The sequence below is a fragment of the Bernardetia sp. Wsw4-3y2 genome, from assembly GCF_037126295.1.
GTDB lineage: Bacteria > Bacteroidota > Bacteroidia > Cytophagales > Bernardetiaceae > Bernardetia.
The window spans coordinates 2,699,979-2,712,645 of the sequence record NZ_CP147017.1 but is presented as its reverse complement, the minus strand read 5'-3'; the positions used below and the strand labels follow the sequence as shown (position 1 = coordinate 2,712,645).

The following is a 12,667-nucleotide window of genomic DNA, read 5'->3' as shown; positions in this document are numbered from 1 at the left end:
ATATGGTTATGTTTTATTTAAGAATTACCTTTTCATACTATTCTCATACTATTTTAAATTCTTTGTTAAGATGGCTAAGGAAACCTTCAACCGAGCGAAACCTCACGTAAATATCGGAACTATTGGTCACGTTGACCATGGTAAAACTACTTTAACTGCAGCAATTACGAAAGTATTGGCAGACGCAGGTCACTCTGCTGCTCGTAGTTTTGACTCAATTGACAACGCTCCTGAAGAAAAAGAGCGTGGTATCACTATCAACACTTCTCACGTAGAGTACGAAACGGCTAACCGTCACTATGCTCACGTTGATTGTCCAGGTCACGCCGATTATGTTAAAAACATGGTTACTGGTGCTGCTCAAATGGACGGAGCTATTCTTGTAGTAGCTGCTACTGATGGCCCTATGCCTCAAACTCGTGAACACATCCTTTTGGCTCGCCAAGTAGGTGTTCCTTCTATCGTTGTATTCATGAATAAAGTGGATATGGTAGATGATGAAGAATTATTAGAACTTGTAGAAATGGAAATCCGTGATCTTTTAAGTTTCTATGATTTTGATGGCGATAATATCTCTGTTGTTCAAGGTTCTGCACTTGGTGCATTGAACGGAGAAGGCAAATGGGTAGATACAGTTATGGCTTTAATGAATGCAGTTGATGAAGGTATTCCATTGCCTCCTCGTATTACTGACAAACCATTCTTGATGCCTGTAGAAGACGTATTCTCTATCACTGGTCGTGGTACTGTTGCTACTGGTCGTGTAGAGCGTGGTGCTATCAAAGTAGGTGAGCCAGTTGAAATTTTAGGATTAGGTGAAGCTCCAATTAAATCTACTGTTACAGGTGTAGAGATGTTCCGTAAATTATTAGATGCTGCTGAAGCTGGTGATAATGCTGGTATTCTTTTGCGTGGTGTTGATAAAGAGCAAATCAAACGTGGTATGGTAATCGCTAAACCAGGTTCTGTAACTACTCACACTAAATTCAAAGCAGAAGTTTACGTATTGAAAAAAGAAGAAGGTGGACGTCATACTCCATTCTTTAAAGGATATAACCCACAGTTTTACTTCCGTACAACTGACGTAACTGGTGCTATTGAGCTTCCAGAAAACGTAGAAATGGTTATGCCTGGTGATAACATCACTATTACTGTTGAGCTTTTGAAACCAATTGCAATGGAAAAAGGTCTTCGCTTCGCTATCCGTGAAGGTGGACGTACAGTAGGTGCAGGTCAAGTAACTGAAATTCTTTAATCTAACTTTTTATTCTTCTGAATAAAAAACGATTAATAAATTATATATTTAAAAATGACATTATTTTCTTTTGAAAGTAATGTCATTTTTTTATGCCTAAATTTTAACTAAATCCCTCTTTTTAAAATGATTTTCCTGTTTTTTTGATAAATTGAAACTATGAAACGATTATTTTGCCTCTGTTTGGCTTTACTTCTTTGTTTTGGAATTATGTTTTACAAACAAACTCCTACTTACAATCCTTTTGATGGTGTTTTTGATATTGATACAAGTCAACTTTCAGAATGTGATACGATTGGTGGAATGTGTGGATTTCTTAATTTTCGCCCAAAAACTGATAAACGCCTAAAAATGTATTATCAAATTTATACAGAAGATATAAATGATGTAATTGGAAAAGGATTTTATTATACAGAAGATACTATTCTCATTCCAAAGAGTTATGACTATGATAGCTTTTTAGACTCTATAAAAAATCTACCTATTGGCATAAAAGAGTATAATGAAGTCTTAAATGAATTTGGTTATAGTTATTTAGATAAGAATGAATATAATATACGAATTATTCATAAAACTAATTTTGATATAGTTACAACTTTATTACGTTGGGACGGATTAGAAAATGATTCCACAAAAATTATTCGCACTATAGGAAATTTGATAATTAAACCTAGAATCACTCGTAACTCAGACAATGAATTTATAATCTATTAAAATCTTAAATATAAACTAAATATTCGTGTAAAGATTGGAATGATTCAGATAAATTTTTAAAGTAAAATATGATTGCTTCAAAAATGATTATGAATTAACTATTTTCTTAAAAGGATACAAAGTTAATAAAGCTGAAAATAGAAACCTCAGCTAACTCTTTTATAAGTTTATGCAATGGACTTTTTTTATTTTTTCACTTTATTTATCATTCTTTTCCACCAAGGCAAATCAGCATCGTTTACTTCATAGTATCCATATCCACCATATCCGTATCCACCATAAGAACCATACCCATATACTCCTACAGATTGAGCCTTAACATCATTGAAAATAATACCTACATTTTTCAACATTTTTTCGCTGTAAATACGTTGTAACCCTTTCAATTTTTCTATTGGAGTTCTATCTTGACGTACGATATATACTGTTGCATCTGCATATTTACCTAAAATAAGGGCATCACTTACTAATCCTAAGGGAGGTGTATCTATTATAATATAATCATATTGTTGTTTCAACTCTTTTATAAGCTCATCCATTGGTACTCCCATTAAAAGCTCTGCTGGATTAGGAGGAACAGCTCCTGAATGAATTATATCTAAATTTTCAATAGAAGTAGCTTGAACAACCTCGTCTAATTTCTTGCTTCCTATCAGATAAGTGCTCAGTCCATCTTTACTATACTCATTATTAGGCATAGGTACGTACATCTGAGGTTTTCTCATATCAGCAACAACTAAAACTGTGCGTTTTCCTGTTGAAGCTAGTGAAATAGAGATATTTGCAGAACAAAAAGATTTTCCTTCTCCTGATATAGATGAGCTAATCATTAGAGTGCTTGTTCTGTCTACACGACCAATCAAAAATAATAGATTTGAGCGAATAGAGCGAAAAGCCTCTGCAAGTGCTGACTTAGGCTGTTCATTTACAAGGGGTGTGTTATTTTCTTTTTTTCTCTTTTTAGAATGCATTACTACTCCTAAAATAGGAACACTAGAAATACCTTTTACATCATCTAAGGTTTCAATAGTGCTTCTAAAGTAATTACGGACATAAATAAAACCTATTGGAAAAAGCAATCCTAATAAAATAGCAATTGTATAGTTTTGTTTTGCATTAGGAGAAATTGCTCCATAATTAAATGGAGGTTCTAGAACTTGGCTATCTTCTCTAGCTGCAGCTTGAGCAATACTAGCTTCCATACGTTTGTTAAGTAGCAAAATATAAATTTCTTCATTTATTGAATAAAGACGATTTATATTTAGAAGTTTACGCTCTGCGCTAGGTAAAGCATTCATTTGATTATCTAATAGATTGAGTCTACTTTTTATATCTTCAAATGCAATCTTATCATTCAACTTTGTATTATTAAGATGTTCTAGTAGTGATTCCCTTATTTTATCTATTTCAATATTAATTTCTACTAAAAAAGGATTTTTAGAACTTCCTTTTTCTAAAAAAATTTCTCTTTGTATTTGTAAATCAACTAACCTTCCAATTAAGGATGATGCTATTCCATCCTCTACACCTACTGCAGCAGGTGTTGTGATACCTTTATAATTATCGTTTTCTTTTATATAAGTTATCAAGTAATCTAAATATTTTTCTTTTAGGATTAATTCTCTGTTTTTTTCTTCTAAAGAAGAATATTGCTCTAAATTTCTACCTATTGCATCTTCTCCTACTACAAATTTGTTATTAGATTTGAAGTTTTGTATTTTATTTTCTATCAAAAATAAGGAATCTCTAATTTGAGAAAGTTGTTCATCTATAAAATCAATCGTTCTAACAGCCTCTAAATTTTTATCTTCTAAACCATAAGCAATATACTCTTGCATTATAGTTGTGATAAAATCTTTAGCTCTTTCAGGTACAGAAGAAACTACATTGAGACGAATCAGCGAGGCATCTTCTTCTGTATAAGCAGATAAACGTCCTAGAAATTCTCTCGCTAAGGAAGACGGATTTGTAAAATGAAACCCATAAACAGTACCACTAGTTAAATTTTTATTTAATATTTTAAAAGTTGTACTACTTTCAGATATAGTTTCTCCAAATTTATACTGGCGTGCATTGTCCCATTCTTCATCTGCATTTATGAGTGAAAATGTCTGATCATCTTTAAATTTTATCTTGTAATTTGGAAGTTCTCTCAAGTTACTATCTGCCTCAATATTTATTATTACCTCAAATGGAGCGAACCTGACAGGATAAATTTCAGTAGTACGAATATTGCCTTCTTGATAGTAATAGACACGCATATCCATCTTTTCACAAACTCGTCTTATGAAAGGGTATGAGCGTATAAATTTAACTTCAGAGGATAAGCGTTTGCTACCTCCAAACATATCTTGTGAATATAGTAATGCTACTGGAGAAGATGACTTTCTATTATCTTTTACTTGAATAGATGCACCTATCGTATAAACAGGAGTAGCATAATAGGTCTTCCACCAAGCAATTGCACTTGCTAAACCAATACAAAACACAATAAAAAATTTATTTTTCCAAAGTGTATAAATAACTTTTTTGGGACTAAAAGCATCGACATCAGCTTTTGATAACATTGTCTGATTACCTTGTACTTGACTACTTTGGCTACCATTCATAGCGGTAGTGATTACATCTTGTTGAATATCCAATTTATAGAGAAATTTGCTTTAAATTCATTTGATTAATAACTCATACTTTTTTACAAAAGTAAGTATTTGCAAAAATACGCATTTTTGGCAGAAGCAGGAATATTATACTACTAAATTTTGCATAAAAAGATTTTATATATTCCGACAAAACAACATTTTTTATTGAAAGTCATTTTTTTTATAAAAAATAAGAAAAGTAATTATCTGCCTGCCGTTCTCAATTGCGAATAAAATTTTCATTATTTAGAAATAAATAAAAATATATGAAATAATATTACAGTCTAAGATAAAAAAACATAGTTTAATAGAAAACAAAAAGACTAAAAAAAATATCTTTCTTAAAAGCGATAAAACATATAGTTGCTTTATTTTCCATAAAAATTCAAAATTAGATAACTTCTTTAGAGTGAGTTAGCAAACTCTTTGTTACTTTTGTGGCTACAAATTATTTTAAACTTGATTTTATGCTAAATTTTTGTTCTACCTATTTATCTAGGTACGTGTTACGTTTTCTATATAGTGCCGTTATTTGTTTCCCTTTCCTGCTTTCTAGTTGTGAAAACTGTACTTTTATAAGTGATAATGTACAATTTGCTGCTGTTTCTTTTTATGATGCTAATAACAAAGCAACCGAGAAGACATTTAATAAAATTGTAGGTGTTTTTACTCGTACCAATACAGAAATGCCTAATTCTTTGGAAGATACAACGGCGACTATTTTTGAGCTACCTATTTTTAGTCGTGCTGATACAACAATGTTTGTTTTTTATAAATATGTTACTCTAAATTCAGTTCGTGATACCATTCAGGATACATTAACAATGAGTTATAAAGTAAATGTAGAAGTTTTGCCTCCAGATTGTGGTTATGATGAAGCAATTAATGATTTAGAAATAATTTATCATACTTTTAGTAACGTAGAAGTGTTGAGAGCAGAATTAAAAGAGGTAAATAATGATAATCCTTTGCCTCATATAAAAATTATTGAATAACTTTATTTAGACTTTAATAAACTAAAATTCATACAAAATTTTAGTTTTAAAAAAATTGGGTAATTGAAAATCAATACAATTAAAATGAAAAAAAGACCTTTTAAAATCATACTACAGACTATTTTTGCACTACTATTATTTATTTCTTTTTTTGGAATAAATACGGTTTTGGCACAATTAAATACTACTAACGACACGACACAAGTAATTGTAAAAAAGAAAAAAGAACCAAAGCCTCCAGTAGTTTATACGCCTATTTCGGTTCGTGTAGGCGTTGATATGTGGTCTATGCTCAATAATGCTCGCAATCCAAATATTTTACGTTTTAATGGAAATGTAGAAGTTACATTAAATAATGTTTGGTTTGCAGTAGTGGAAGGTGGATATGGCGATGCACAGTCTTTTAAAGAAATTCCAAACTCTTTTGAGTATAAAAATACAGGTTATTTCGGAAGAATAGGAATAGAATATAATGTTTTACATCGTCTTTTGGATAGAGAAGCACTTGTTTTGGGTGCAAAGTATGGTTTTGCTAATTTTTCGCATCAACTAAATTACGATATTGATGACCGTTATTGGGATTTGGAAGTTGTTGATAATGACCGTATTCGTTATTCTAGACAAATAAAAGAAGACAATATGAGTTTTAGCTGGGCAGAAATAAATGCAGGTTTGAAAGTTAATTTAGCAAGAAAAGGATTCTTATCGCATATTTATATGAGCTATCTTTTCAGAATCAGAATGCGAATAGATCAACCAAGTGATGTCTTTGCCAAACCAACCACCATTGCAGGTTTTGGACAAAATGATAAACCTGTAAATCTTGGTTTTAGCTACTTTTTGAGTTATGAGTTTTAAAAGGTTTATTCTTCTGTTGTAATCTTTTTTCTTCCTCCCAAAATTTTAGTTTTTAGTTTCTCCAATTTCTCAAAAAAAGAAGTAGGTAAGGCATTACGCAAAGTTTCTACAAAAAACGTCCAAACGATAAGTTTCCAAAATGAGAGGGCTGTTTTCAGCCTTTTATCATGTCTTTGCACAATTTCTTTAGATTCGAAACGAACTTTGATTTTATTTTTACTACTTAGTCCGTCCGTTTTAAAATTGGCTATTGATTTAGGAAAATAATAAAATGAAATTCCTTTTTGATAAAGCTCATATACCTGCTCAAAATCAGAAGTGATATAATCCCCAGAAAAAACCTGTTTTTTGGCTAGATTTGTTTTTAAAAGCATACTTTGATGACAAAATTTCATTCCTGTCCACGTTTTTTCTAATGGTTCTGCTTTTACGGTTTCTGAAAAGGTTTTATTAATTACTGTATAATCTCCATAAATCAAATCAGGAAAATTCGTTTTAGAATCAATTTTTTGATACAATTCTGTGAAAATTTCTTCAATAATTGTATTACTTACAAAGGTATCTCCAGCATTCATAAAGAGAATATAATCTCCTTTTGTTAGGTTTATGGCTTTATTCATGGCATCATAAATTCCATTGTCTTTTTCGCTTATATACTTCGAAATATTATTTTCATAGTTGCCTATAATCTCTAACGTATTGTCTCTTGAGTTTCCATCAATGATAATATATTCAATATTTGGATAGGTTTGTTTTGCTACATTTTGGATTGTTTTTTCTAGCTCTTCGGCTGCATTGTAACAAACAGTAGCTATGGTAAGGGTTGCGAATTTTATTTTTTTCATATTTTTTCTATTTATTATTTTTCAAAACAAAATCATAAACATCTATTACCTTAGAAACATAACTTTCTGTACTAAAATTTTCTTTCACAAACTCAAACGCATTTTGTCTTATTTCATTACAAAGCTCTTGATTTTCTAGTACAAAAATCATTTGTTTTGCTAAGTGTTGATAATCAGAATTATATAAAAAGCCTGTTTTTTTATCTTCTATAAGTTCGCTTGTGCCACCACTGTTTTTTCCTATCAAGACACAACCACACGCCATTCCTTCAATCGTTACTCTTCCCATTCCTTCGGCTTCCGAACACATCAAAAGTGCATCACTTTCCAAAAGTTTTGAGGTAGGATTAGAAATATAACCTTCAAAAATTACTTTTTCTTCTAAAGAATATTGTTTCACTAAATTTTCTAACTCTTCTTGATAGCCTTTAAAATTTGACTTTCCGATAATCTGTAAAACTGTATTTGAATGTTTTTTCTGAACTTCTGCAAAGGCTTTTATGGCTTCGTTTTGTCCTTTAGCTGGATGTAAAAGTCCTAAAATGCTAAAAATAAATGGTTTTTGCGTAGTTTGATTATTAGTTTTTGTTTGTTCGAACTGTTTTTTCAAATCTTCAAAGACTTGCTTTTCAAAAACTCCATTATAAATCAAAAATGTATTTTGTTTTCCTTCTTCATTTTTTCGGCTATTTTCAGTTGGAAAATGATGATTCTGAATAGCTTTTGAAATAACAATTTTAGCATCTAACTTTTGCCATTTTTGACGGACATCTTGCCACGCTGTATAAGGAACAAGAAAATAATCTTTATCACCAAACTCTCTAAAATGCTGAATATGTGGAATATGTAAGGCGTTTGCTACAAACTGCCCCACATCAAAAACAGAGGAGTTTGAATGAATAATATCAATATTTTTTTGCTCTACCCATTTCAAAATTTTTAAAATTGCTTTTTCATTTTTCATTTTTGATTGAATGGCAGAATATCTAAAAAACAGCGAACGAAGTAGTTTTTTTAATCCTTTTTCTTTGGGAGAAATAACTTGCATATTGAGCAAAAAAGGAATAATCTTAAATTCAATATCATTTTTTTGTAACTCCCCTGTAAACTCTCCTTTCTCAGCTACGATAACAAAAGGTTTTATATTTTTAGTAGTATGATTTTTTAACCCTTTTAATAGGCTAAGTAAAGAACGATTTGCACCGAGCAACTCTCCATAATGCGAAAGAAAAAGTAGTTTCATTTTTTTAAAGTATTTTTGCCTACAAATCTACAAAGTTAATCTCAACTCTATATTTATTTTACTCAGACTTTATATAATTTTATGGCAACTAAATGGCTTCCCAAATCAGTAAAAGAATTTATTTTAAAAAAAACCCTCAAAGGAAATTATGTTTTTTGTCCTTGTTGTCAGAATAATTTAGTTACATTTTTTCCGTATGGAACTGTCGCTCGTTCGAATGCCTATTGTCCAATTTGTAGCTCTTTAGAAAGACATCGTTTGACTTGGCTTTTTTTGGAAAAAGAAAATTTATTACAAAATGGAAATAGTAAAGAAGAAAAATTGAAAGTTTTGCATGTCGCTCCCGAACCCGCTCTTTTTCGTAATTTATTAGACTTATCTCAAAAAAATAGAATTGATTATACGCCTTGTGATAAGTTTGAAGAAGGATATGAATATCCCAAAATCACTAAAAATTATGACTTGACAGCTTTACCAGAAAAAGATAATTCATTTGATTTGGTGCTTTGTTCACATGTTTTGGAACATATTCCAGATGATACAAAAGCCTTGGAAGAAATTTATAGAGTTTTGAAACCAAATGGAAAAGCTATTTTGTTAGTTCCACTTGACCAAAAGTTAGAAAAAACATACGAAGATTGGTCACTTACGTCTTCAGAAGAGCGTTTGAAAGCCTTCGGACAAACTGACCATGTGCGTATGTACGGAACTGATTTTGAGAATAAAATAAAAAATGTAGGCTTTGAAGTGCAACAATTTAGCTCAAAAAACTTTACTTCTGAGCAGCAGTTTAAGTATGGATTATTAGACGAAGATATTTTGTTTTGTGCAACTAAATGCTAAATACATTTTAAACACAGAGATCACAGAGAATGAAAATGCAGGATGATATACAATAATTAATTCTGTTTTTGCGACTTTAAGGTTTTTGAATTGTAATAATAAACTGAAAAGTAATCAAATCTCTAAAAAGGGGTAACTTATTCAAAATAGGAATAAATATTCCATCTAACGGTGTTTTTCCTATTTCTTTCAGACGATAATTTCGTGAAGCAATCTTGAAAACAGCATTTTGAGGAGCAAGCGAAGGCAGATTTTTACGCATAAAAAAACGTATATGGGTATCATCATAAATTCCTCTATCTCTCATCGGTAATTTTTGATTTAATAAATGAAAAAAAGATTCCCAAAAACCAAAATTAGGAAGAGAAATAATAATTTTTCCAGTTGAAGAAAGATGACTATACAGCTCTTCGACTATTTTCCAAGGAAACCGAACATGTTCCAAAACATCAGCACAAATAATAGTATCAAACTCTTTATTTTCTAAAAAATTAGGCAAAGCATTTTCATTTTCTAAGTCAATCGTATAGGCTTCATCAACTCTATTTTTGGCTACCTTTATCGCTTCCGAATTATAATCAATTCCTGTTACATGACTTTCTGAAAAAAGAGCTTTGATAGATTCACCTAATGCACCTTCATTACAACCTACATCTAATACTTTTTTTGGATTAGAAAGTTGTTTTATAATGTCTGGTCGTGTGCCTGTGTAGGCTTTTACGTTTTTTACTTTTTTGTTCATTTGTAATTTCTATTAATCAAAGAGTCTTTTTTAGCAAGCAGATGCTTGCAAAATAGTAAGCACAAGATAGAATCTTGTGCTAGAAATAACCTTTTATTCTAAAAAATGAGGAGCTTCTTTTTGACAAACTAATCGTTGTTTTTTGATAACATCCAAGTTTTTCAAGATACGAAAGTAAGCATTCCATTCTGCCCAAAACTCTGCCATTTCATTTTTTTGTAAATGCCTTACAGCTCTTTTGGCTGTATGAGAAAAACTTTTTGCTTTTCTATTTTCGAATGAATAATTAATGTTTTTAAAGAATGCAATTTGGTCAGAATAAAAGCGAGTCGTAAGTTGTTTTTTTCGTTCTGAAAACGATTTTTTTTGCTGTGTATGTCCTTTGTAACGAGCGTGGTGAACAATGCTATTTGTAACAACACCCATTTTGAACTGATGAAAAGCTCGTCTATTATTCAAATCATTATCTTCTCCATATAAGAAAAAAAGAGGGTCAAATCCTCCTATTTTACTCAGACATTGTCTTGAAATAAGCCACGCTGCTGCATTAGTAAAAGGAAGTTCTATTAAATTACTTTCTATTATTTTGTCAAAATCTTGATGAGGATTATTTTCTAAATTTGGCAAAACTTCTTTTAAATGTAAATAATGATTTGGGTCAAAATGAGTTCCTTCTGTATTGACTTGTATAGGCGACAAAATTCCATATTCAGGGTTTTGAAGTGCTTTTTCTACTAAAATAGGAATAGAATTTTGAGTAAACCAAGCATCTTGATTCAATAAAAAAACAAAATCATAGTCGTTTTCCAAAGCGTGCTTCATTCCCAAATTATTTCCTTTTCCGAAGCCTACATTTTTATCTAAGAAAATAAGTTGATGTATTTTTGATTCGTTTTTTTCTAAATAGACTTTTGACTCATCGCTTGAAGCATTATCGACTACAAACAAATCTACTTTGCAAGATTCTTCTCTACTGCTTTTTTCTATACTTTCTACACACTCTGAAAGCAAAGGCATTCCATTATAAACCACCACTACGACAAGCACTTTTGTAGGCATTTCTTTCTGTTTTTTTTAAACAGGGTTAAAGCCTGTTCAATTAATGAAAATACAATTTTATTTCTTTAATGTCGTTGTGGGTGTTTTAGCGTAGCGACACCAACAACATCAGATACTATTCCTTTTCTTGTTTTTTCTTTTTTTCCTCCAAATAAGTTTGTATGAATTGATTTATTCGGAAAGGAAATGTAAAAATACGAATTTGAAAAAGAACTAACTCAATTAATTTTTTATGAAATAAATTACTAATTGTATAAACCAATAAATAAGAAATGACAGTTGCCCAAGCTGCGCCTTTTATTCCATAGATAGGCAAAAAATACCAGTTCAGAATAATATTTACAATTGCCCCTAGAAGAGTTCTGAAAAAGACAATTTTCTCTAGCTTTTCGGCATAAATCCACTTTCCACTTACTGCACCAATAGATATAAAAAAACCTCCTATAATATGAATAGTCAAAATTTCAGCAGAAGGAGCATATTCTTTTCCACAAGCCAATAAAATAATCCAGTCACTAAACAAAAAACAAAATAGAGCCACCAAAATAGCAAACCAACCTAGAACATCAAAAAGCTGTTGTAAGCGTATTTTATATCGCTTTTCATCACTTGCCTTTGCATGAAGAATAGCAGGAAAAACAGAAGCACAAATAGAAAGAGGAACAAAATACCACATTTCACTAAGCCGAACAGCAGCAGCATAATATCCATTTAGAGCATTATCTTGAAGTATTTTTTCTATCATTAATTGGTCTATTCGCATATAAATACTCATCAAACCATTGCTAATAAGTAAAGGTAAAGCAGTCAGAATAAGCCGTTGAGCTACTATTTTATCAAATTCCCATTTAAAAAGGTCTTCTGATTCTAATTGATAGCCAACCAACAGACCAATGACCAAAATTATATTTTCAGCAGCCAAAGCAACAGCAAAATAAATCAAAGGAAGTTCAAGAAATATAAAAACTAACTTCAAAATTGCGCCTATTGACAGAGCAACTAAATAGGCTTTTACTTTTCTATCTGAAATTACTTTTGCTTGAAAATAATAAATGACAATATCAAAGGAATTGAAAAAATAGCCAAAGGAAATAATGCCAATAATCCAGCGAGTTTGAATATCTTGTTCATAAAAAAAAATATAACAAAGCATCGAAATCAAAAATAATCCTCCACCAATTAGGCGAAGGATTAGAGCAGTTCCTAGTATTTTTTGTTGTAATTTAAAGTCAGCTATTAATTCTCTAGTAATGACTTCTGTGATTCCTAAAAAAGTAAGTGTATTAAATAAAACAACTGCACTTTGAGCATAACTGAGCATACCAAAACGCTCTGCACCCAAATAACGAACAACATATAAACCCACAAATACTCCAGAAATGATTTGCAGCAATTTTTCTAAAATTAGCCAATTCGTATTTTTGGCATATTTCAGAAAGTGTGTTTTATCAAAGATTTTTGCCATTTATCAAGT

General features: G+C 30.8%; 11 protein-coding genes. 5 read left to right on the top strand and 6 right to left on the bottom strand.

Features of this window, described 5'->3' with window-relative positions; translation table 11 throughout:
• The first annotated feature begins 70 nt into the window (after positions 1–70).
• Together tuf and V9L05_RS11025 are read left to right on the top strand one after the other, a co-directional pair.
• On the top strand, positions 71–1,255 hold the full coding sequence (gene tuf, locus V9L05_RS11030; protein WP_338793188.1) for an elongation factor Tu: 1,185 nt from the start codon (positions 71–73) through the stop codon (positions 1,253–1,255).
• 159 nt (positions 1,256–1,414) lie between these two features.
• Positions 1,415–1,969, top strand: coding sequence for a hypothetical protein (locus V9L05_RS11025; RefSeq protein WP_338811947.1), 555 nt, complete (start codon positions 1,415–1,417; stop codon positions 1,967–1,969).
• Between the two features lie 185 nt (positions 1,970–2,154).
• On the opposite strand, the gene V9L05_RS11020 is transcribed toward V9L05_RS11025, so the two are convergent.
• Positions 2,155–4,611, bottom strand: a complete 2,457-nt coding sequence (locus tag V9L05_RS11020; RefSeq protein ID WP_338811945.1) for a polysaccharide biosynthesis tyrosine autokinase — start codon at positions 4,609–4,611, stop codon at positions 2,155–2,157.
• A gap of 464 nt (positions 4,612–5,075) precedes the next feature.
• Here V9L05_RS11020 and V9L05_RS11015 point away from each other — a divergent pair, with 464 nt between their 5' ends.
• Together V9L05_RS11015 and V9L05_RS11010 are read left to right on the top strand one after the other, a co-directional pair.
• Positions 5,076–5,603 (top strand): DUF6452 family protein, encoded by a 528-nt coding sequence (locus V9L05_RS11015; protein ID WP_338811943.1) that lies wholly within the window; start codon positions 5,076–5,078, stop codon positions 5,601–5,603.
• 84 nt (positions 5,604–5,687) lie between these two features.
• The gene (locus V9L05_RS11010; protein WP_338811942.1) at positions 5,688–6,461 is read left to right on the top strand and encodes a DUF6048 family protein; all 774 of its coding nucleotides are present in this window, start codon (positions 5,688–5,690) and stop codon (positions 6,459–6,461) included.
• 5 nt (positions 6,462–6,466) lie between these two features.
• Here the strand turns inward: V9L05_RS11010 and V9L05_RS11005 are convergent, their stop codons facing one another.
• Both V9L05_RS11005 and V9L05_RS11000 read right to left on the bottom strand, forming a co-directional pair.
• The gene (locus tag V9L05_RS11005; protein WP_338811940.1) at positions 6,467–7,306 is read right to left on the bottom strand and encodes a glycosyltransferase family 2 protein; all 840 of its coding nucleotides are present in this window, start codon (positions 7,304–7,306) and stop codon (positions 6,467–6,469) included.
• 7 nt (positions 7,307–7,313) lie between these two features.
• Complete coding sequence (locus V9L05_RS11000) at positions 7,314–8,549, bottom strand: glycosyltransferase family 4 protein (protein WP_338811938.1); 1,236 nt, start codon at positions 8,547–8,549, stop codon at positions 7,314–7,316.
• Positions 8,550–8,630: 81 nt separating this feature from the next.
• On the opposite strand from V9L05_RS11000, the gene V9L05_RS10995 reads away from it, so the two are divergent.
• Positions 8,631–9,392, top strand: a complete 762-nt coding sequence (locus tag V9L05_RS10995; protein ID WP_338811937.1) for a class I SAM-dependent methyltransferase — start codon at positions 8,631–8,633, stop codon at positions 9,390–9,392.
• 76 nt (positions 9,393–9,468) lie between these two features.
• On the opposite strand, the gene V9L05_RS10990 is transcribed toward V9L05_RS10995, so the two are convergent.
• The 3 genes from V9L05_RS10990 to V9L05_RS10980 form a co-directional block, all read right to left on the bottom strand.
• Positions 9,469–10,134 carry a methyltransferase domain-containing protein gene (locus V9L05_RS10990; protein ID WP_338811934.1) on the bottom strand — a complete coding sequence of 222 codons (666 nt, stop codon included), beginning with the start codon at positions 10,132–10,134 and terminating at the stop codon, positions 9,469–9,471.
• Between the two features lie 93 nt (positions 10,135–10,227).
• Positions 10,228–11,193 carry a glycosyltransferase gene (locus tag V9L05_RS10985; protein WP_338811931.1) on the bottom strand — a complete coding sequence of 322 codons (966 nt, stop codon included), beginning with the start codon at positions 11,191–11,193 and terminating at the stop codon, positions 10,228–10,230.
• A gap of 115 nt (positions 11,194–11,308) precedes the next feature.
• Positions 11,309–12,658: a flippase gene (locus tag V9L05_RS10980; protein ID WP_338811928.1), complete on the bottom strand. Its 1,350-nt coding sequence runs from the start codon at positions 12,656–12,658 to the stop codon at positions 11,309–11,311.
• Between the last annotated feature and the right edge of the window lie 9 nt (positions 12,659–12,667).